Genomic DNA, 21602 nt, shown 5'->3' on the forward strand with positions numbered 1-21602 from the left:
GCGTGCGATCGCCTTACAAAGGTGATAAAAAGTTCTAGAATTATTCGTCTCACCATTAATCCAGTTATATACCGTCGCCGATACCTATAGGGTTTATCTGCTTTGAGGGATACATATGAAGCTCCAACAACTGCGCTACATTTGGGAAGTGGCGCACCACGACCTCAACGTTTCCGCGACGGCCCAGAGCCTTTACACCTCCCAGCCCGGCATCAGCAAGCAGATCCGTCTGCTTGAAGACGAACTGGGCGTCGAGGTTTTCGCCCGCAGCGGCAAGCACCTGACGCGTGTGACACCTGCAGGCGAGCGCATTATCACGACTGCGGGCGAGATCCTGCGCAAGGTCGAGAGCATCAAGCAGATTGCCCAGGAGTTCTCCAACGAGAAAAAAGGCACGCTGTCTATCGCCACCACTCACACCCAGGCGCGCTACGCCTTGCCGCCGGTGATCAGCAACTTCATCAAGCAATACCCTGATGTCGCGCTGCACATGCACCAGGGCTCGCCGATGCAGATCGCCGAAATGGCCGCTGACGGGACGGTTGATTTCGCCATTGCCACCGAGGCCCTCGAGCAGTTCAGTGATCTGGTGATGATGCCGTGCTATCGCTGGAACCGTTGCATTGTCGTGCCGCAGGGTCACCCGCTGACCAAGGCGCCGAAGCTGACGCTGGAACTGCTGGCTGAATACCCGATCGTGACTTACGTCTTCGGCTTCACCGGCCGTTCCAAGCTGGACGAGGCGTTCAGTCATCGCGGGCTGGTGCCCAAGGTCGTGTTCACGGCGGCGGATGCTGACGTGATCAAGACTTACGTCAGGCTGAACCTGGGCGTCGGCATCGTGGCAAGAATGGCGATAGACGAAACAGTGGACAGCGACCTGGTGGTGCTCGATGCCAGTGATCTGTTCGAGTCCAGCGTTACAAAAATCGCTTTCCGTCGCGGCACCTTCCTGCGTGGCTTCATGTGCGATTTCATCGAGAAATTTGCGCCGCACCTGACCCGCGAAGTCATGGCCAAGGCGATTCAGTGCCATAACAAACAGGAAATGGAAGAGCTGTTTGCCAACGTCGAGTTGCCGGTGCACTAGTAGCAGTTGCAGGCTATCAGTCAGAGCAGTACGCGCTTTGACTTTTAGCCTGCAATTAGAGGCTTGCCTCTAGCGGGTTCAGTTGCGTGCTATCAGGTTGCCCGCATGCAGTCCGCATTCCTTCTGCGTGGCTTCTTCCCACCACCAGCGACCCTCGCGCTCGTGCTGGTTCGGCAATACCGGGCGGGTGCAGGGTTCGCAGCCGATGCTGATGAAACCGCGCTCGTGCAGGCTGTTGTAGGGCAGCTCCAGCATGCGGATGTAGCCCCAGATTTCCTCGCTGCTCATCTGTGCCAACGGATTGAATTTGTACAGCGTGCGCTCGGCTGTCGAAAAGGCGCTGTCGATTTCCACTGCGGCAACCGCGCTGCGAGTGCCGGGGCTCTGATCACGGCGTTGGCCGGTTGCCCAGGCGCTGACGCCGGACAGTTTGCGCCGCAGTGGCTCGATCTTGCGGATGCCGCAGCATTCGCCATGGCCGTCCCGGTAAAAGCTGAACAGGCCCTTTTCCTTGACGAAAGGTTCGAGCTTGCTGTGATCGGGCGAAACGATCTCGATCTCGATCTTGTAGTGCTCGCGGACCTGCTCGATGAAACGATAGGTTTCCGCATGCAGGCGCCCTGTGTCCAGACTGAAGACCTTGACGTTCTTGTTCAGCTTCCAGGCCATGTCGACCAGGACCACGTCCTCGGCACCGCTGAAAGAGATCCACAGTTCGTCGCCGAAATGTTCGAAGGCCAGTTTCAGAATGTCTTGTGCAGATTTGTTCGCATAGGTCGTCGCCAGTTCAGCGACGTCGAAAGGTTGGCTCATCAGGCGGCTTCCTAAAATGCAAGAGTGGCGCTTAAGCGCTCGTGATGGCGGCAATGGTAACAAAATCCGCTGTTCAGTGGCCGTTGCCAGCGGCTAGAGTGCCGCTTCCGTTGCAAGTGAATGGTCTGAGGAGTGAGCTGTGGAAATTGCCTGTCTGGACCTGGAGGGTGTGCTGGTCCCGGAAATCTGGATCGCCTTTGCCGAAAAAACCGGTATCGAATCGCTGCGTGCAACCACGCGTGATATTCCCGATTACGACGTGCTGATGAAGCAGCGCCTGCGCATTCTTGATGAGCATGGTCTGAAACTGGCGGATATTCAGGAAGTGATCGGCACCCTCAAACCGCTGGAGGGCGCTGTGGAATTCGTCGACTGGCTGCGTGAGCGGTTTCAGGTGGTGATTCTCTCGGACACCTTCTACGAGTTCTCTCAGCCATTGATGCGGCAACTGGGTTTTCCGACCCTGCTGTGTCATCGTCTGATCACTGACGAGACCGACCGGGTGGTCAGTTACCAGCTGCGCCAGAAAGACCCCAAGCGTCAGTCGGTGCTGGCCTTCAAGAGCCTGTATTACCGGATCATCGCTGCCGGCGATTCGTACAACGACACCACCATGCTGGGCGAGGCCGATGCCGGCATCCTGTTCCACGCTCCCGACAACGTGATCCGCGAATTCCCGCAGTTTCCGGCGGTGCACACTTTCGATGACCTGAAGAAAGAGTTCATCAAGGCCTCGAATCGGGATCTGGTGCTTTAGGCGCAGCGGTTAGCTCCCTCAGAAGCTCGATCTCAGAGCGCCTCAAGCGTCTCCAGCAGCACGCGAACCTTGGTGAAGGTTTCCTGATATTCGGCTTCGCAGTCGGAATCGGCGACGATGCCGCCACCGCCCCAGCAGGAAATCTGTCGGTCCTTGACCAGCAGGCTGCGGATGGCGATCGAGCTGTCCATTTCGCCGCGCACGTCCAGATACATCAAGGAGCCGCAATACAGGCTGCGCCGGGTCGGTTCCAGTTCGTCGATGATCTGCATGGCGCGGATCTTCGGCGCGCCGGTGATGGAACCGCCGGGGAAGCTGCCGCCGATCAGGTCCAGTGCATCGTTGCCAGCGGCCAGCTCTCCGGTCACGCTGCTCACCAGATGGTGCACGTTGGGGTAGCTTTCGAGGCTGAACAGCTCGGGGACTTTCACCGAGCCGATGCGGCAACTGCGGCCCAGGTCGTTGCGCAGCAGGTCGACGATCATCAGGTTCTCTGCGCGGTCCTTGTCGCTGGCCAGCAGTTCGCTGGCGAAAACGGCATCCTGCGCCGGGTCCGCGCTGCGTGGCCGCGTGCCTTTGATCGGACGGGTTTCGACCTGCCGGTCGCTGACCCGTACGAAGCGCTCGGGAGAAAGACTCAGAATCGCATCGGCTCCCGGCAGGCTAAGGTAGCCGGCGAACGGCGTCGGGCAAGCTGCTCGCAACGCGCAATAGGCGGCCCAGGGATCACCCACGCACTGCGCCTGAAAGCGTTGTGCGAAGTTCACCTGGTAACAATCACCGGCCTGGATGTAGGCCTGAATACGTTCGAAGGCCTGGCGATAGCTATCCGCGCTGATGCTGGCCTGGAACGGCTGGCTGAGGCGGAATTCCGTGTGCGGCTCAGGGGTATAGACAGAGAACAGCTCAATCAGCCGTTTGCGCTCGCTTGCGGCCAGGGACGGGTGAAAAATCAGTTGGCTGGTCTGCTCCTGATGATCACTGATCAGCGCCCAGGCGTAGAGCCCCAGACGGGCCTCGGGCAGTTGCAGGTCGTCAATGGCCTGATCCGGCAAAGGCTCCAGGCGTCGACCAAACTCATAACTCAGATAACCGATCAGGCCGCCAGCGAAGGGCAGCTCGCATCCGTCAGGCAGCTGTGCCGTGCCCAGCGCCTTCAGACTGTCGCGCAAGCGCTGGAGATAGGCGGCCCCGTCCTCGCCATCGGCAATGCCCAGTTCCTGTAGCGGCCATGCACTGAGCAGGTCATGTCGGCCGCGCACGGCTGCCGGCCTGCCGCTGTCGAGCAGCACCGCCCCCGGCGCTTCGCGGATTCGCGCAAAGAACGCGATCGGGTCGGCGCTGTAGGGCAGGGGATGTAGCGAGCAGATCGGCATCGTCGAATATCGGTCTTGGAAACGCGGCTGGCGATTGTAGCCTTGCCGATGCGGCAGTCCTAGCGGTATGTCGGTTCAGACGCCGGGCACGTGACCGAACAGGTCCTGGACAAAGCTGACCCGTTCATGCGCCGATTCCTGACGTCCTTCGAGAGCCAGTTGCTCCAGACGTGCCTCGACGGCCTGCGTGCGATGGGTCAGGCCACTGTCATTGGCAATCTGAATGTTCAGGCCGGGACGGGCGTTTAGCTCCAGAATCAACGGGCCTTTGTCCTGGTCCAGAACCATGTCGACGCCGATGTAGCCCAGGCCGCACAACTCGTAGCATTCGGCGGCAAGCTTCATGAAGCCGTCCCAGTTGGGCAATTGCACGCCATCCACCGAGTGGGTGGTGTCCGGGTGCTTGCTGATGATGTTGTTCAGCCAGGTGCCTTGCAGGGTAACGCCGGTGGCCAGGTCCACACCCACGCCAATGGCGCCCTGGTGGAGGTTGGCCTTGCCGCCTGATTGGCGGGTAGGCAAGCGCAGCATGGCCATTACCGGATAGCCCATCAGCACGATGATGCGGATGTCCGGTACGCCCTCGTAGCTGATGCTTTTGAAGATCGGGTCCGGCACGACCCGGTACTCGATCAGTGCGCGGTCGCGGTGGCCACCCAGCGAATAAAGGCCAGTGAGGATGCTGGACACCTGGTGCTCGATTTCCGAGTGGCTGATGATGCGTCCCGAGACGGTGCGAAAGCGCTCCTCGAAACGGTCGGCGATCACCAGAATGCCATCGCCGCCTGCGCCCTGTGCGGGTTTGATCACGAAGTCGCTGTGCGCGCCGATGATCTCGTCGAGCCTGTCGATTTCCTTTTCCGTGGAAATCACGCCGTACATCTCCGGCACGTGAATGCCTGCGGCGATGGCCCGCTCCTTGGTGATGATCTTGTCATCGACGACCGGATAGAGGCTGCGCTTGTTGTACTTGAGCACGTAGTCGGCGTTACGTCGATTGATGCCCATGATGCCTCGGGCCTCGAGCGCCTTCCAGGTTTTCCACCAGCCGATCACTTGGCCTTTTCCTCTTTCAGGAATGCCTTGAAGCGCACCAGTTCGGTCAGTCGGTAGCCACGGTATCTGCCCATCGCCAGCATGAAGCCGACCAGCACCAGCAGCACTGCCGGGAAGGTAAAGACGAAATAGGTCAGTTCCGGCACGCTCATGATCAGGTGCGCCAGCGACGCGGCGAACAGCGTACCGATGGCGACCTTCATGGCATGGCTGCCGCCACGCTCTTCCCAGGTGATCGACAGGCGTTCGATGGTCATGGTCAGAATCACCATCGGGAACAGCGCAACAGACAGCCCGCGTTCCAGCCCGAGCTTGTGGCTGAACAGGCTGATGGCGGCGATCAGCACCACGACGAAGGTCAGTACCACCGACAGGCGCGGCAGCATTTGCAGTTTCAGGTGCTCCAGATACGAGCGCAGCGACAAGCCCAGCGCGGTGATCACGGTAAACAGTGCGATGCCGAAGCCCAGTTGCGTTTCCCTGAAGGCCAACGCAATCAGTACGGGGGTGAAGGTGCCCAGTGTCTGCAGGCCGATCAGGTTGCGCAGGATCAGGATGACCAGTACGCCAATCGGGATCATGACCATGATCATGAAGGTCTGCTGGGTCTGCAGCGGCAAGCCATATAGCGAATAGGCCAGGAAGTCCGAATCGGTGCTGGCGTCGGTCAGTTTGGCGAGACGCATTGCGTTCATTTCACTGTTGTTGAGGCTGAACGTGACTTGCACCTTCTTGCCACCTTCGACGCTGACCAGACCTTCTTCGCCTGTCCACCAGAGCAGGCGATCGTCCGGCAGGCCGGCTTCGCCGGTGTCGGGATTGAAGTACAGCCATTCCTTGCCGTTGAAGCTGCGCAGCCAGAGCTCCGGTGTCTGCTGCTCGGCATCCAGGCGAATGGTGTGGGCTTTTTCCAGCGGTACGTGGGCGATCGACAGCAGCAGCTCGGTGACCCGGGCCTTGTTGGACGCCGAGTTATCGCCGGCCAGCAGCAATTTGACGTTATCGTCGTTCAGGTTGTTGACGCGCTTGATGGCCTCGGTGATGAACGTCTCGACGTCCGCAGAATGCTGGCGAATGGGCGCCAGCAGCGCTTCCGCCGCTATCTTTTCCGGGCCTTCGACGGTCATGCTGTCGCGAAAGATAGGCCCTTTGACCTTGGGTTTCTCACCGCTGTAACGCTTGGTCAGCACCAGTCTGTAGTAGAGGGTTTGATTGCCGGTGGCGCGACGGGCCGACCAGGTGACCTTGCGGTTGCCGTCTGCGCGGTTGACGCTGACGCCGTAATTGTTCGAGATGAAGCTTTCATTGAGGCTGATGTAGTCGTGGGCCAGCGGCGGCACGAACATCTGCACTTTCACCGAATCCTTGGGATTGGCGACGAACTCGACTTTGGCGTCGATATTCCACAGATCATCGGTTTCGTCTTCGCTGACGGGTATGCCGAGCGCCAGGATCTGATAGGCCGTGATCGCGATGCCGAGGCTCACCAAGGCAGTGATCAGGATCTTCAGATGGAGTGTAAGAGAGCGCATGGATTTACTCTGCGTTTTGAGCGACGGAAGCGCAGCCGGGCTTCCCTGCCGCATATTTAAGACTTGGATCGACCAGCGCATCAAAGCGTTTCAACGCTTCGGAGCCGATCAAAAGCGGGTATTGGAAAGCACTTCGGTCAGTCAAGTTCACTTCTATGGTGCGTAAAGATTCGCCCATGCAGATATCGAGGCTGATCACCGGGCGTGACGAATACCGATTGTCGTCATCCGGGTCGAGATCGTCGGCACGCCGCTTGATCTTGCTGACCCGCGCCAGAGGGCGCTCGATGGGGTGTACATGCTTGCTGTCGCTGGCCAGATAAAAGCGCACCCAGCTTTCGCCATCGCGCTTGAAATGTTTGATGTCGCGGGCGCTCAGGGAGGCGGTCTTGGCGCCGGTGTCGAGCTTGGCGGCGATCTCGATATCGATTTCGATCAGCCTGGCGTATTCGTTGAGGCCATAGACTGTCTTGTTGGCGGCCAGGGTCAGGCCGGGCAAAAACAGAAGGCTGAGCAGTGTGGGGAGGGTAGTCAGTCTCATAAATCCTGGCGCGATGAGCGAACAACTTCAGGGTCAGGGCGCAAATGGAATTGACCTGATGATGGTAGGGCAGGCGGTTCGCAGTCGCTGGCTCCGCTGCGGAGCGTGCTGTACGGACGCGACGCATTCTAGCATGAAGCCCTGCGGCTGCCAGTGATCAACCTGCGCAGCTGTTCAGGTTGATGTGTCGAACAGAGGTTGTCTGCGCTGGCTGATTGTCGACAATGTAGAGTTTGGCTTTGACGGATCGATCAAATTTGACTAGATTTGAGCGCATATAGTCATGAGGTGTCGACAATGCTGAATGTGGTCGAAAAAACAATGACGGTTACCGACGACTCGGAAACCCTCTCCGAGAACGTTTTCCGACGCATTCAATCCGCCATCGTCAAAGGCGAGATTGCCCCCGGCAGCAAGATTTCCGAGCCGGAACTGGCCCGCACCTATGGCATCAGTCGCGGGCCGCTGCGTGAGGCGATTCACCGGCTCGAAGGGCAGCGACTGGTGGTTCGTGTGCCGCATGTGGGCGCCCGGGTGGTGTCGCTCAGTCATGCCGAACTGATCGAACTCTATGAAATTCGCGAGTCTCTGGAGGGGATGGCCTGCCGTCTGGCCGCCGAACGCATGACCCAGGCCGAAATCGACGAGCTGCGCGGCGTGCTGGATACCCACGAGCGCGATGCCGCCTTTCAGGCAGGGATTGGCTATTACCAGCAAGAGGGTGATTTCGACTTCCATTACCGCATCATCCAGGGCAGCGGCAATCGCACCCTCAGCCAGATGCTTTGCGGCGAGCTCTACCAGTTGGTGCGCATGTACCGCATTCAGTATTCCACCACGCCCAACCGGCCGCGCCAGGCCTTTGCCGAACATCACCGCATTCTCGACGCCATCGCCGACCGCGACGGCGAGCTGGCTGAATTGTTGATGCGCCGCCATATCGGCGCGTCCAGACGCAATATCGAGCGCCACTATCAGGCGGCTTCCCAGACGACTTCCGACCGAGGTAAACAATGAGTCATAACAACAGCACTCCCGGCCAGCGTTTCCGCGATGCAGTCTCCAGTGAACAGCCGCTGCAAGTGGTCGGCGCGATCAATGCCAATCACGCACTGCTCGCCAGGCGTGCCGGGTTCAAGGCCATTTATCTGTCTGGCGGCGGAGTCGCTGCGGGGTCACTGGGCATTCCGGACCTGGGGATCACCGGTCTTGAAGACGTGCTGATCGATGTGCGACGCATCACCGACGTCTGCGATCTGCCGTTGCTGGTGGACGTCGACACCGGTTTCGGTTCTTCCGCTTTTAATGTGGCGCGTACCGTGCGCTCGATGATCAAGGCCGGGGCTGCGGCGATTCACATCGAGGACCAGGTCGGCGCCAAGCGTTGTGGGCATCGTCCCAACAAGGAAATTGTCTCCCAACAGGAAATGGTCGACCGTATCAAGGCTGCCGTGGATGCCCGGACTGACGACAGCTTCGTGATCATGGCGCGTACCGATGCGCTGGCGGTTGAAGGGCTGGAGTCGGCTCTGGAGCGTGCCGCTGCCTGTATTGAAGCCGGCGCGGACATGGTCTTCCCCGAGGCCATCACCGAACTGGCGATGTACAAGCAATTCGCCAACCGTGCAGGCGTGCCGATCCTCGCCAACATTACCGAGTTCGGCGCCACACCGTTGTTTACGGTCGATGAGCTGCGCGAGGCGGACGTCTCGCTGGTGCTGTATCCGCTTTCCGCATTCCGCGCGATGAACAAGGCGGCGGAAAATGTCTATGGCGCGATCCGCCGTGACGGCAGCCAGAAAAACGTGATCGACAGCATGCAGACGCGCATGGAGCTGTATGACGCAATCGATTACCACACATTCGAACAGAAGCTGGATGCGCTGTTTGCGCAGAAGAAGGGCTGAAACCACGCTTGCGCTCGCTTCCACGCTCTGCGTCCGACGTTGAGCGCGTGGCATGGGTGCGATAGTCAGAGTCAGTCCATCAGCACAAAAACAAATGGGAGAAAACCATGGCTGAAGCAAAAGTATTGAGTGGTGCCGGGCTGCGCGGGCAGGTTGCCGGGCAGACGGCGTTGTCTACTGTGGGAATGGCCGGTGCCGGGCTGACCTATCGCGGCTATGACGTGCGTGACCTGGCCGCCGAGGCGCGTTTTGAAGAAGTTGCCTATCTGCTGCTGTACGGCGAACTGCCCAATCAGGCCGAGTTGTCTGTTTATATGGAAAAACTCAAGCGCCTGCGCGATCTGCCGCAGGCCTTGAAGGAAGTGCTGGAGCGCATACCCGCCGACACTCACCCGATGGATGTCATGCGCACCGGTGCCTCCATGCTCGGCACCCTGGAACCCGAGCGCAGCTTCGATCAGCAGCGCGACTCAACCGACCGCCTGCTCGCGGCGTTCCCGGCGATCATGTGCTACTGGTATCGCTTCAGTCACGACGGCAAGCGTATCGACTGCACTTCGGCCGAAGACTCCATCGGCGGGCATTTTCTGCACCTGCTGCTGGACAAGGCGCCCAGCGAACTGCACCGCAAGGTCATGGACGTCTCGCTGATTCTGTACGCCGAACACGAATTCAATGCCTCGACCTTTACTGCCCGCGTCTGCGCGTCGACCCTGTCGGATCTGTATTCCTGCGTCACGGCAGCCATCGGCACCTTGCGCGGCCCGCTGCACGGCGGTGCCAACGAGGCTGCAATGGAAATGATTCAGCGCTTCGCCTCGGCTGAAGAGGCCACCAAGGGTACGCTGGGCATGCTGGAGCGCAAGGAAAAGATCATGGGCTTTGGCCATGCGATCTACAAGGAATCCGACCCGCGCAACGAGGTGATCAAGGGCTGGTCGAAGAAACTTGCCGACGAAGTGGGCGATACCGTGCTTTTCCCGGTCTCCGAGGCCATCGACAAGGTCATGTGGGAGCAGAAGAAACTGTTCCCCAACGCGGATTTCTATCACGCGTCGGCTTATCACTTCATGGGCATCCCGACCAAGCTGTTTACGCCGATCTTCGTCTGCTCACGCCTGACCGGCTGGGCCGCTCACGTTTTCGAACAGCGCGCCAACAACCGCATCATTCGCCCGAGCGCCGAATACATCGGCGTCGAACAGCGCGCGTTCGTACCCCTGGAACAGCGCTGAAAAGGGGGCAGGGGAGCCGCCGATGAGCTCCCCACCCGTATTCCGAACACTCCGTGATCGAGTCCCGCAATGAACAGTGAATTTCGCAAACCGCTCCCTGGCACCCGACTGGATTATTTCGACGCTCGGGCGGCCGTCGAGGCGCTCAAACCCGGTGCCTATGCCACGCTGCCCTACACCTCGCGGGTGCTGGCCGAGAACCTGGTGCGCCGTTGTGATCCGGCGACCTTGAATGCCTCGTTGACCCAGCTCATCGAGCGCAAGCGTGATCTGGATTTTCCCTGGTTCCCGGCACGCGTTGTCTGCCACGACATTCTGGGTCAGACCGCGCTGGTCGACCTTGCCGGGCTGCGCGACGCGATCGCTTCGCAGGGCGGCGATCCTGCGCTGGTCAACCCGGTGGTGCCGGTGCAACTGATCGTCGACCACTCGCTGGCAGTGGAGTCCGACGGTAATGACCCGCAGGCGTTCGCAAAGAACCGCGCCATCGAAGACCGCCGCAACGAAGACCGTTTTCATTTCATTGACTGGACCAAACAGGCGTTCAAGAACGTCGAAGTGATCCCGCCCGGCAACGGCATCATGCACCAGATCAATCTGGAGAAAATGTCGCCGGTGGTGCAGGTACTCGACGGCGTAGCCTTCCCCGACACACTGGTGGGCACGGACAGCCACACGCCACATGTCGACGCGCTGGGCGTGATTGCCATCGGCGTGGGTGGGCTCGAGGCCGAAAACGTCATGCTCGGGCGCGCTTCGTGGATGCGCCTGCCGGACATCATCGGCGTCGAACTGACCGGACGCCATCAGCCAGGCATTACCGCCACCGATCTGGTGCTCGCGCTGACCGAATACCTGCGCAAACAGAAGGTGGTCGGCGCCTATCTGGAGTTTTACGGCGCAGGTGCGTCGAGTCTGACCCTGGGCGACCGGGCGACGATCTCCAACATGGCGCCTGAATACGGCGCGACGGCGGCGATGTTTTCGATTGATTCGCAAACCATCGACTACCTGCGTTTGACAGGCCGGGAGGACGAGCAGGTCAAGCTGGTCGAGCTGTACGCGCGGCACACCGGTCTTTGGTCGGACAGCCTGAGTGAGGTGCACTACGAGCGTGTGCTGAGTTTCGATCTGTCCAGCGTGGTGCGCAACATGGCCGGACCCTCCAACCCCCATGCGCGGGTCGCTACCGCCGATCTGGCGGCCAGAGGGATTGCCGGGCAATGGCACGAAGTGCCGGGGCAGATGCCCGACGGCGCGGTGATCATCGCTGCGATCACCAGTTGCACCAACACCAGCAACCCGCGCAACGTCATTGCAGCCGGTCTGCTGGCACGCAATGCCAACCGCCTGGGGCTGCTGCGCAAACCCTGGGTCAAGTCATCGCTGGCACCCGGCTCGAAAACCGTAGCGCTGTACCTGGATGCCGCCGGGCTGACGTCAGAGCTGGAGCAACTGGGTTTCGGCGTGGTGGCGTTTGCCTGCACCACCTGTAACGGCATGTCCGGATCGCTTGATCCGCTGATCCAGCAGGAAATCATCGACCGTGATTTGTACGCCACGGCAGTCCTGTCCGGTAACCGCAATTTCGACGGGCGCATTCATCCTTACGCCAAGCAGGCCTTTCTGGCCTCACCGCCACTGGTAGTGGCTTACGCGATTGCCGGGACCATTCGTTTTGACATTGAAAATGATGTGCTGGGTATTGCCGATGGCAAGGAAATCCGCCTCAAGGACATCTGGCCCAGCGACGAAGAGATCGACGCAGTGGTGCAGGCGTCGGTCAAGCCAGAGCAGTTTCGTCAGGTCTATATCCCGATGTTTGCCATCGAAGAACACACCGGGCCGAAGGTCGAGCCGCTGTACGACTGGCGTCCGATGAGTACCTACATCCGCCGCCCGCCCTACTGGGAAGGCGCGCTGGCCGGAGAGCGTACGCTCAAGGGTATGCGGGCACTGGCCGTGCTGCCGGACAACATCACCACCGATCACCTGTCTCCGTCCAACGCGATCATGCTCGACAGCGCGGCGGGCGAGTACCTGGCGAAAATGGGCCTGCCGGAGGAAGACTTCAACTCCTACGCAACCCATCGGGGCGACCACCTGACCGCTCAGCGCGCGACCTTTGCCAACCCGCAACTGGTCAACGAGATGGCGGTGGTCGATGGCAAGGTCAGAAAAGGCTCGCTGACCCGCATCGAACCCGAAGGCGTGGTCACGCGCATGTGGGAAGCCATCGAAACCTACATGGCGCGCAAGCAACCGTTGATCATCATTGCCGGCGCCGACTATGGACAGGGCTCGTCCCGGGACTGGGCGGCCAAAGGCGTCAGGCTGGCGGGCGTCGAAGCGATTGCTGCAGAAGGGTTCGAGCGTATTCACCGCACCAACCTGGTCGGCATGGGCGTGCTGCCGCTGGAGTTCAAACCCGGCACCAGCCGTCTGACCCTGGGCATCGACGGCAGCGAAACCTTCGATGTGATCGGCCAGCGCACACCGCGCGCGACGTTGACGCTGGTGATTCAGCGCCGTAACGGCGAGCGCGTCGAAGTGCCCGTGACATGCCGCCTGGACACCGCCGAAGAACTCTCTATTTATGAGGCGGGCGGCGTGTTGCAGCGCTTTGCCCAGGACTTTCTGGAGGCTACTGCATCATAGCTACGCTGGAGCGTGAGGAACGATAAGCGTGCGCAAGAGCACTACCGTGCCCATGCTCCGCGTGGGCATGCAGTTCTGGACGCTCTGCGTCCGATTTTGAGCGCGCAGCGCGCTCTTTGAACAGGACAACGAATTCATGGCTCATTCACCACAGATCCGTATCCCCGCCACCTATATGCGTGGCGGCACCAGCAAGGGTGTTTTCTTCAGGCTGACGGATCTGCCCGAAGCTGCACAGATTCCGGGCCGGGCGCGGGATGCGTTGCTGCTGCGAGTCATCGGCAGCCCGGACCCCTATGAAAAACAGATCGACGGCATGGGCGGGGCGACGTCGAGTACCAGCAAGAGCGTGATTGTGTCGCGCAGCAGCAGGCCCGACCACGATGTCGATTACCTGTTTGGCCAAGTGTCCATCGACAAGCCGTTTGTCGACTGGAGCGGCAATTGCGGCAACCTGTCAGCGGCCGTGGGGCCGTTCGCGATTACGAGTGGTCTGCTCGACCCTGGCCGTTTTCCGCAGGACGGCGTCGCGGTGGTGCGTATCTGGCAGGCCAATATCGGCAAGACCATCATCGCCCACGTGCCGATCAGCAACGGCGCGGTGCAGGAAACCGGTGATTTCGAGCTGGATGGCGTGACCTTCCCTGCGGCGGAAGTACAGCTTGAGTTTCTGGACCCAGCGGCGGACGAAGAGGGCGCGGGCGGCTCGATGTTTCCGACGGGCAATCTGGTGGACGACCTGGAGGTGTCCGGTATCGGCATTCTGAAAGCGACCATGATCAATGCCGGCATCCCGACGATTTTCGTCAACGCCGCCGACATCGGCTATACCGGCACTGAGCTGCAGGGCGATATCAACAGTGATCCGCAGGCGCTGGCCCGTCTGGAAGCCATTCGCGCCTACGGTGCTGTACGCATGGGCCTGATTCACAGCATCGAAGAGGCCGCCACGCGCCAGCATACGCCCAAGGTAGCGTTTGTCGCTGGCCCGGCCGATTACGTCTCGTCCAGCGGCAAACCGGTTGCGGCTCACGATATCGACCTGCTGGTGCGCGCCGTGTCGATGGGCAAGCTGCACCATGCGATGATGGGCACGGCTGCAGTTGCAATCGGCACTGCGGCGGCCATTCCCGGAACGCTGGTGAATCTGGCAGCGGGTGGCGATGCACGCAGAGCAGTCCGTTTTGGTCATCCATCGGGCACGCTGCGCGTGGGTGCTCAGGCCCTTGAGGAGGGCGGCGAATGGACCGTCACCAAGGCGATCATGAGCCGCAGCGCGCGCGTTTTGATGGAGGGGTGGGTGCGAGTGCCGGAAGGCGTATAGCAACAAGCAGGATACGCTTGATCGAGTGTTGCGCCTGCCAGGCAGGCGCAACATCTCAGGTTTATTGCAGTGGTTGGAAATAGCCGTAGGAACTCTTGCCGTCCATGCTGCCCCAGTGGGTGACTTCAACCTTGATGAAGCCATCGTTGTACGCCTCATCAAAGCTGGGAATGACGTGAGGCACGATGATGTCCTGCATCATTGTTACGTAGGTTATGCCCTGATCGAAGGTTCCGTCCGGATTACCCGTCAGGGAGAATTGCGAGCCCTTTTTGGCCCTGACGATAGTTGCAGACTTTATTTCATCGTTGTCACAGCCATACGGATTATTGCCTGCTCCCATCTTGAACTGGTCATGTTTGGCGAATGGAACCGTGCAGACAGTGTTTTCGGTTGCGCCATTGCCTTCATGGAAAACGATTTCCGCGCCCGAAAAATCGCTATCAGCAGGTGAAGCCCCAACGATGATACGGGAGACTTTGCCGTCTATACCGTTGTTGCGCAACGCAGTCACAGTCACTTGATCATCTGAGAAGCTGCGTTCGAGCGAGTTGATCGTCACAAACGTATTGATCGGCATGGTTTTCTTGACGTCTATGTAGACAAAATCGTCTGATTTTTTGCCATCCGGCGAGTCATACAGCGTGATGCGTGTGCCGCGGGCAACGCCGGCCAGTTGCACAGATCTGACTTCATCGTTTTCACAGCCATGCGCTGGCAGTCTGAGGCTGTAATCGTGCAGGGACGGCAGTACGCAAACGGTATCCCCACTACGATCGGCGTTTGCTTTTTCATACAAGTAAATGCCTCCCTGGCTCAGCGCCGCAGCGTAAGGAATGGTATCGCCCGTCTGGTTGTAATCCACGGCGATGTAGTTGGGGTACTTGTTAGCCTTGGGCATACAGTTGTCCAGCACGCGATGCTGCAGCCAGGTCAGGTTGTTGTCGACGTCACCGGCGTGAGCCGCACTGCTGGCGAATGCGTGAATCTGGTTCATGACAAACAACGGCGGCCAGCCCTTTGAGTTGGGTGCCTGCACTGTTTCCAGAGGATGACCCATGTCTCGGGTTTCGCAGGCCCAGTCGTGGTTCGTTACAAGTCCCAGATTGTAGGTGTTTTCGACCGCTATATCGGTGTTCTTGAGGATTCGCACATCAAGGCCGTTAATCTCGAGCTTGCCGGTCAATTCGGTCTTGTCGGCAAGTATGATGACACGTTTGTTTTTCCGGATAATGTCGCCAAGTATAGGCCACCGAGCAGTGGAGTAATCGGCCGTGTCAAACACCATTGACAGAAACTCGGGGGATACCTGTTCCAACTCGTGTTCGAACAGCTCTCGCTCCACGTATGACTCCAGCATAAGCGTGATGACGGCTGACGGATTGGCCTTCAGAAACGGTAGATAGACGTCGTTTAGAGTCTTGACTAACTCGTCATTCAAACTATTTACCTGATAACAGTCGTCCTCATCCCACCCATGGCAGAGTTTTATAAAAGGCGTTCCATCATCGCGGGTTCGTGGATACAAATCCAGCATGAAGCCTCTTATGCCTCGCTCCAACTGCTCCTTGATGCTGTTGAGGTAGGCGTTGTGTGCCGTTGCCCATGTGTATTGGTTGAAGGGGCGGGAAAAGTCGTTGATACCCGGCGCTGTCTGTTCCCAATCGGCGAAAGGTGTCCACCAGGCGTTGCTGGTACTTCCGCTGGGGTAATACCAATAGTGCGCGCTTGGGAGGCCTGCGACTTGAGCTGTATAAAAATAAGTTCGGTCAGGCTGTATGTACCGGTGTATGGCACCCGGCCAGGTCACCTCATCCCAATCCTTCGGATCTGCCAGCGTGCCTGCGTGGATACCTTTGTCTATCCAGTACTCATTGCTCGAGTTGTCAGCTGGGAGTGGCCATCCAGCATCAGCGGGTTTACCGTCCTTTCGGGCTTCGTAATAGTGCTGACCCCCTGCATTGGCTAGCAAGGTGATAGCACCCGGCCACACCTGTTCAGTACTGGTTCTAGGGCTGTCGAATGTACCGTAGTGCTTGCCGGCATAGGTCCAATGATCGTTATCGACCTCTCCCACAGGAAAATACCAGTTATGCGCGGGGGCAGTGCCCGTGAACTTCGCGGTATAAAAGTAAGGAATCCTATCTCTCAGGATCACGTGCTGCGCGCCTGGCGACGTTGGCTCGGTCCAATCTCGCGGGTCAATAAAGGTACCCGCATGACTTCCGCCAGCGAAGGTCCAGTTTGCGTCGTCACTCGCTGTGAGCGGGTAGTGCCAGGCATGTTGTGATGGCACGCCTTCATTTTTTGATGCAAACAACACACGCAGATTGTTCACTGTCGAAAAATGCAAAGCGCCAGGCCAGGTAAATTCGTCCCAGTCTTTGGCATCATAGGCCATGCCCGAGTGGCGACCGGTGCCTCTGTAGGTCCAATGCTCATTGCTGGCCTCGCCCGCCGGGTAATCCCATCCGTCTTCTGAAGGCAAACCCTCGGTAATCGATGTGTAGTAGAAGTACGTGCCTGCCTGATCCATGTGTAGATGGACCTCGCCCGGCCAGGTTGGCTCGCTCAATGATTTGGGATCCGCAGCCGTACCCGCATGTGTTGCTGATGCGATATAAATCCAGTTGTTGTTGCTGCCGGCTCCTCCCGGATATACCCAACCCTGTTGCGATGGAATGCCATCATTGCGGCTCTTGTAGTAGTCGCGCACATGCTCGACTTGGCTCATGTGAATTGCACCCGGCCAGGTAGGCTCGTCCAGTTCCTTGGGGTCGGCGTAGGTGCCTTGATGTTTTTGCGACGCTAGATAAGTCCAGTATTGGTTGTCAGTCGCGCCCACAGGGTAGGTCCAGTTCTCTTTTGATGGTGTACCGTTTCCCCTGGCTGCGTAAAAGCGGCGGACACCATCGCCTGAATAGGCATGAATTGCACCCGGCCATGTAATATCCTCCCAGTCTTTGGGCGCACCATAAGTGCCTTGATTTTTACTTTCGGCGATGAATGTCCAATGGTTGTTGGAGATGCCGGTTGTCGGGTAATCCCAATGCTTTTCGGAGGGCACTCCGGTGGCTTTCGCCGCAAACAGGAAAACATCATTTGCGTGCTCGTAACGATGGATCCTGCCTTTCCAGGTGAGATCTTCCCAGTCTTTCGGATCTTTTTCGGTTCCTTCGTGTTTGCTCTTACCGATGAAAGAAAAAAACTTGGTGCTCTGAGAAAAGTGGGGAACGCTGGCGCCCAAATCAGCGGGCAGGCCCTGCATCAGCGATGAGAAATACAGGCTCGCTCCCGTTCCATCGACCGTCCTGTGAATGGCTCCGACGCGGGTCACATCGTCATCGGCTTCCTTGGGCTCATCAAAGGTGCCTTGATACTTCTCCGCTCTTGCAAACAACCAGTGCTCATTGTCGACAGCTTCCGAAGGGTAGCTCCAGCCCATTCTTGAGGGCACGCCTTGTTTGCGTGCTATGAAATACAGATGTCCTGCCTTGGAGAAATGGTCATGAATAGCGCCCGGCCAGGTCATGTCATCCCAAGGTTTGGGGTCTCCATACGTGCCACGGTGTAGACCGATACCGATATGAGTCCAGTCTTCGTTGCTGGTATTGCCCTTGGGATACTCCCAGCCCTGTTGCGAAGGAGGCACTCCCCAGAAAGTGGAGGAGAGAAACCTCAAGCGTCCGCGTTCCTCGACCATATGAATCGCGCCTGGCCAGGTGAAATTGTGCTCTGTATTTGGGTTGGTGAAGGTGCCTTGGTGTTCTCTGGTGCCAATGTATTTCCAGGCTTCGCTGTCCTGACCCTTTGGGGGGAAGGGGCGGCCATAGTCCATTCCTTCAACCTTTGAAACGAAGAAGTTTTCAGGCTCTAGTCCTGATGTGCGCGAGGCATGAACGGCACCCGGCCAAGTGACTTCGATATCATCTTTGGGAGACTGAAATGTCCCGGCTTTTCGTGAGACACCCAGATATGTCCATTGCTTGTCACTGTGCAGGCCGTCTTGCGGGTAATCAATGCCGAGCGTGACTGCTGTCCCCAGGAATGTCGACCTATAGTAAACAGACAACGGGGTTGAGCCTTCGAAATACCCGTCCCGCTTGTGGACAGCGCCCGGCCAGGTCAGGTCTTCGAGCGTTTTGGGGTCCGCATAAATGCCTGCATGCCTGCTTTCACCTTTGTACGTCCAGTTCACAGTGTCGGCTTTTATGTCGTCCACCGAATCATAGCGCTCCGATGGAAACCCCTCGAAATGTGCCTCGTAATACACTTTGCGATCCGGCAGGTTGAACGCATGGATTTGTCCTGGCCACGTCGGATCATGCCAGCCTTTAGGGTGCTCCAGAGTGCCGAGACTTTGATCAATAGGACCGACATAACTAAAGAACTCGTTGCTTTCGGCCGTTTCAGGTGCAGTGGGGTTGACTGCCGAATTCAGACCTTCAAATCGGGAAATAAAGTAAGTGGGCTGGCCGTCGATGGGGAAGTTATAAACGGCACCAATCCAGGACAGATTTCTTGGGTCCAGCCCCTGTGCGGGATACTCGAACGTTGCCTTCGTCCGGTTGTTAATATATTTCCAGTACTCTGTATCGTCCCTGTATAGCGGGTCAGGGCGGGTCCATGTTGTCGATACCGTGCCATCCTGCTGTGGTGTGTAGTGGGCATCCAGGCCTTCAGCCATGCGGAACACATGAATGGCACCTTTCCAGGTGAAGTCCGCGATGGTTTCGTCGCCTTTAGGGTCGCTGTACGTGCCGAGATGCGCGGTGCCAGCCAGATATGTCCAGCCTTCCTCACTCGCGGTGCCAGTGGGCAAAGGTTTATTGCATGTAACTCCGTCGCTTTCTTCGTCGGTTTTGAAAAAAGCGTACGTCTCTTTACCTGATTGATCCGGATTGATTTCGATTCGGTTAATGGCCCCTCGGTAGGTCGCTTCGCAGTTAATCTTCGGGTCTGCGTAAGTCCCTGCATGGACGCCCCGATAGATCCATAAATCATTCTTGATGGCTTGAGTGGGCGTGCCGGGAAAATCCTCGTAATCATCTGGCAGGGGGGGGAATACATGTTCCTGATCAGCCGGGTATCCGGTAAATCTTGACGAGTAAAGACGCCGTTGGCCTGTTGAATCAAGAGTAGCGTAAATGGTTTCCGTGTTATCACTGCGCTCATCGATGTGCTTGGGGTCATCGTAGGACCCATCATGAACACCCATGTTGCGTTCCGCTATATATGTCCAGTGAGTGGTATCTTCTCGCGTATGGGCGCGCGGTGCCGTCCACGCGGGCGACACCGTACCCTCCTGCTTTGATGCGTACAGCGCCTCGGCGCCATTCGCCATGTTGAAAAGATGGATGGCACCTTTCCAGGTGAAGTCCGCGATGGTTTCGTCGCCTTTGGGGTCGCTGGATGTGCCGAGATGGAAGTTGCTCGCCAGATATGTCCAGCCTTCCTCGCTCGCGGGGCCAGAGGGTAAAGGTGTCCAGCATGTATCGCCATAGCCTTCGTAGTCGGTCCTGAAAAAAGCGTACCTCTCTTTGCCTGATTGGACTGGATTGATTTCGATTCGGTTGATGGCACCAAGGTAGGTGGCTTCGCAGTTAATCTTCGGGTCTGCGTAAGTCCCTTTATGAACACCTCGGTATACCCAGAAATCATTTTTGACGGCGGGAAGGGGCGTTTTGGAAAAGTCATCGTAGTCATCGGGCAACGGTGGGAACCCCAGATCCCTGTCAGCCGGATAGCCGATAAATCTCGACGAGTAAAAACGCCGCTGGCCTGTTGAATCAAGGGTAGCGTAAATGGAATCAACGCTATTACTGCGCTCATCAATAGGCTTGGGGTCCTCGTAAGTTCCAGCATGAACGCCCTTGTTGCGGTCTGTTACATATGCCCAGTAAGCGGTATCTTCTCGTGTTTCGGGGGCTGGTGCCGTCCAGTCGGGCGACACTGTACCGTCTCGTTTTGATGCGTAGAACGCCTCAGCGCCATTAGCCATGTTGAAAAGATGGATGGCACCTTTCCATGTAAAATCCGCCACCGTCTGGTCACCTTTAGGCCTATCAAAAGTGCCTGGTGTGTCAGTGGATGCCAGGAGCCTCCAGTCGGAGTCGGAGAAAGGGATGGTATGTGACCCGCCGTTGATACATGTCCTTCCGTCCTCTTCAAGCAGGGTGCTATAAAAAGCTGACACTCCGTCAGTCTGGATGACTTTATTGATGGCGCCCTGGTAGGTGGCTTCGCACGCGATTTTAGGGTCCGCGTACGTTCCCGCATGGGTGCCTCGGTATACCCAGAAATCATTTTTGACGGCGGGAATGGTCGTTCTTGAAAAGTCCACATAGCCATCTGGCAAAGGCGGGAACCCCAGTTCCCTATCCGCCGGATAACCGATAAAACTCGACGAGTAAAAACGCCGCCGGCCTTTTGAATCAAGGGTAGTGTAAATGGAGCCAACGGCATGACTGCGCTCGTTGAAGTGCTTAGGGTCTTCGTAGGTTCCAGCATGAGCGTCGTCAGCGCGGTCTGCTATGTATTTCCAGTAATCGTTATCTTCTCGTTTTCGGGAATCTGGTGCAGTCCAGGCGGGAGACACATTGCCGCCCTGCTTTGACGAGTAGAACGCCTCCGCGCCATCGGACATCTTGAAAAGATGGACGGCACCTTTCCATGTGACATCCGCCACCGTCTGGTCGCCTTTAGGGGCCTCAAAAGTGCCGGGCGTATGAGTTGATCCGATGTATGCCCAGTCAGTGTTGGGCCCTGGGGTAGCAGGCAGCCCGGAGGTGATGCATGTCCTGCCGTCCTCTTCACGCAGAGTGCTATAAAAAGCTAACCATCCGTCAGTCTCGGTAACTTTATTGATAGCGCCCATGTAGGTGGCTTCGCATGCGATTTTAGGGTCTGCATAAGTTCCCGCATGAGTACCTCGATAAACCCAGGACTCGTTCTGGACGGCCGGGATGGAGTAGGTTGGAAAATCCGAGTAGCCATCAGGTAAGGGTGGAAGTTCATGTTCAGCCGGTGCACCGACAAATCGGGACTCGTAAAAACGCCGTCGGCCGGTAGAGTCGATGAGCGCGTAAATGAGGCCAGTTGCGGAGCTGTCGTCTTTCAGTTGCAGCGGATTTTCATAGGTGCCGGCCTGGTGCTTTGCGGTGCCCTTCAGCACCATCTGCGCAGAGTGACCTGCTTGCTGCGTGTTGTTCTTGAGATTCGACGCCGGTGGTGCACTCCCGGCGTATGCAGGGTTTAGCAGTGCTAGCGCGAAGGCCGTTGGCAATAAGGCTGTGAGGTTCATGTTTCATCGT

At 58.1% G+C, this 21602-nt stretch carries 13 protein-coding genes; 7 read left to right on the forward strand and 6 right to left on the reverse strand.

The features are described 5' to 3' along the window. The first annotated feature begins 115 nt into the window (after positions 1 to 115). A complete protein-coding gene (cysB, locus tag BLR20_RS01340) occupies positions 116 to 1090 on the forward strand; it encodes an HTH-type transcriptional regulator CysB (RefSeq protein ID WP_010429364.1) in 975 nt (324 codons plus the stop codon). A gap of 78 nt (positions 1091 to 1168) precedes the next feature. Here cysB and BLR20_RS01345 read toward each other — a convergent pair whose 3' ends face one another. Continuing rightward, on the reverse strand, positions 1169 to 1903 hold the full coding sequence (locus BLR20_RS01345; RefSeq protein WP_010429366.1) for a phosphoadenylyl-sulfate reductase: 735 nt from the start codon (positions 1901 to 1903) through the stop codon (positions 1169 to 1171). A 139-nt stretch (positions 1904 to 2042) separates the two neighbouring features. Here BLR20_RS01345 and thrH point away from each other — a divergent pair, with 139 nt between their 5' ends. Then, positions 2043 to 2660: a bifunctional phosphoserine phosphatase/homoserine phosphotransferase ThrH gene (gene thrH, locus BLR20_RS01350; protein ID WP_010429370.1), complete on the forward strand. Its 618-nt coding sequence runs from the start codon at positions 2043 to 2045 to the stop codon at positions 2658 to 2660. Between the two features lie 32 nt (positions 2661 to 2692). On the opposite strand, the gene pabB is transcribed toward thrH, so the two are convergent. The 4 genes from pabB to rloA form a co-directional block, all read right to left on the reverse strand. Then, positions 2693 to 4036, reverse strand: a complete 1344-nt coding sequence (pabB, locus tag BLR20_RS01355) for an aminodeoxychorismate synthase component I (RefSeq protein WP_054993040.1) — start codon at positions 4034 to 4036, stop codon at positions 2693 to 2695. Positions 4037 to 4111: 75 nt separating this feature from the next. Beyond that, on the reverse strand, positions 4112 to 5089 hold the full coding sequence (locus tag BLR20_RS01360; RefSeq protein ID WP_162235649.1) for an alpha-L-glutamate ligase-like protein: 978 nt from the start codon (positions 5087 to 5089) through the stop codon (positions 4112 to 4114). Beyond that, positions 5089 to 6624, reverse strand: a complete 1536-nt coding sequence (gene rloB, locus BLR20_RS01365) for an osmotic stress tolerance membrane protein RloB (protein WP_054993038.1) — start codon at positions 6622 to 6624, stop codon at positions 5089 to 5091. The genes BLR20_RS01360 and rloB overlap by 1 nt, the downstream gene beginning before the upstream one ends. Before the next feature lie 4 nt (positions 6625 to 6628). Then, positions 6629 to 7165 carry a retropepsin-like aspartic peptidase RloA gene (gene rloA / locus BLR20_RS01370; RefSeq protein WP_003366834.1) on the reverse strand — a complete coding sequence of 179 codons (537 nt, stop codon included), beginning with the start codon at positions 7163 to 7165 and terminating at the stop codon, positions 6629 to 6631. A 297-nt stretch (positions 7166 to 7462) separates the two neighbouring features. Between rloA and BLR20_RS01375 the strand changes: the two genes are divergently transcribed. From BLR20_RS01375 to prpF, 5 genes are all read left to right on the forward strand, one after another. Continuing rightward, entirely contained in the window at positions 7463 to 8182 is a 720-nt protein-coding gene (locus BLR20_RS01375; protein ID WP_054993037.1) for a GntR family transcriptional regulator, read from the forward strand. Continuing rightward, entirely contained in the window at positions 8179 to 9072 is an 894-nt protein-coding gene (gene prpB / locus BLR20_RS01380) for a methylisocitrate lyase (protein ID WP_054993036.1), read from the forward strand. Before BLR20_RS01375 ends, prpB begins: the two co-directional genes overlap by 4 nt. A gap of 107 nt (positions 9073 to 9179) precedes the next feature. Continuing rightward, positions 9180 to 10307 carry a bifunctional 2-methylcitrate synthase/citrate synthase gene (gene prpC / locus BLR20_RS01385; protein ID WP_054993035.1) on the forward strand — a complete coding sequence of 376 codons (1128 nt, stop codon included), beginning with the start codon at positions 9180 to 9182 and terminating at the stop codon, positions 10305 to 10307. A 69-nt stretch (positions 10308 to 10376) separates the two neighbouring features. After that, positions 10377 to 12965 (forward strand): Fe/S-dependent 2-methylisocitrate dehydratase AcnD, encoded by a 2589-nt coding sequence (gene acnD, locus BLR20_RS01390; RefSeq protein ID WP_032614543.1) that lies wholly within the window; start codon positions 10377 to 10379, stop codon positions 12963 to 12965. Between the two features lie 136 nt (positions 12966 to 13101). Beyond that, complete coding sequence (gene prpF, locus BLR20_RS01395) at positions 13102 to 14289, forward strand: 2-methylaconitate cis-trans isomerase PrpF (RefSeq protein ID WP_054993034.1); 1188 nt, start codon at positions 13102 to 13104, stop codon at positions 14287 to 14289. Between the two features lie 61 nt (positions 14290 to 14350). Here the strand turns inward: prpF and BLR20_RS01400 are convergent, their stop codons facing one another. Next, positions 14351 to 21592: a phosphoinositide-specific phospholipase C-related protein gene (locus BLR20_RS01400; RefSeq protein WP_054993033.1), complete on the reverse strand. Its 7242-nt coding sequence runs from the start codon at positions 21590 to 21592 to the stop codon at positions 14351 to 14353. Positions 21593 to 21602: the final 10 nt, after the last annotated feature.

It is taken from the genome of Pseudomonas congelans, from assembly GCF_900103225.1.
Taxonomy (GTDB): domain Bacteria; phylum Pseudomonadota; class Gammaproteobacteria; order Pseudomonadales; family Pseudomonadaceae; genus Aquipseudomonas; species Aquipseudomonas congelans.

Coding starts and splice junctions, on each gene's coding strand:
- BLR20_RS01375 (WP_054993037.1), top strand. CDS start 7,463: ATGCTGAATGTGGTCGAAAAAACAATGACGGTTACCGACGACTCGGAA.
- prpB (WP_054993036.1), top strand. CDS start 8,179: ATGAGTCATAACAACAGCACTCCCGGCCAGCGTTTCCGCGATGCAGTC.
- rloA (WP_003366834.1), bottom strand. CDS start 7,165: ATGAGACTGACTACCCTCCCCACACTGCTCAGCCTTCTGTTTTTGCCC.
- acnD (WP_032614543.1), top strand. CDS start 10,377: ATGAACAGTGAATTTCGCAAACCGCTCCCTGGCACCCGACTGGATTAT.
- cysB (WP_010429364.1), top strand. CDS start 116: ATGAAGCTCCAACAACTGCGCTACATTTGGGAAGTGGCGCACCACGAC.
- rloB (WP_054993038.1), bottom strand. CDS start 6,624: ATGCGCTCTCTTACACTCCATCTGAAGATCCTGATCACTGCCTTGGTG.
- BLR20_RS01345 (WP_010429366.1), bottom strand. CDS start 1,903: ATGAGCCAACCTTTCGACGTCGCTGAACTGGCGACGACCTATGCGAAC.
- pabB (WP_054993040.1), bottom strand. CDS start 4,036: ATGCCGATCTGCTCGCTACATCCCCTGCCCTACAGCGCCGACCCGATC.
- prpC (WP_054993035.1), top strand. CDS start 9,180: ATGGCTGAAGCAAAAGTATTGAGTGGTGCCGGGCTGCGCGGGCAGGTT.
- prpF (WP_054993034.1), top strand. CDS start 13,102: ATGGCTCATTCACCACAGATCCGTATCCCCGCCACCTATATGCGTGGC.
- BLR20_RS01400 (WP_054993033.1), bottom strand. CDS start 21,592: ATGAACCTCACAGCCTTATTGCCAACGGCCTTCGCGCTAGCACTGCTA.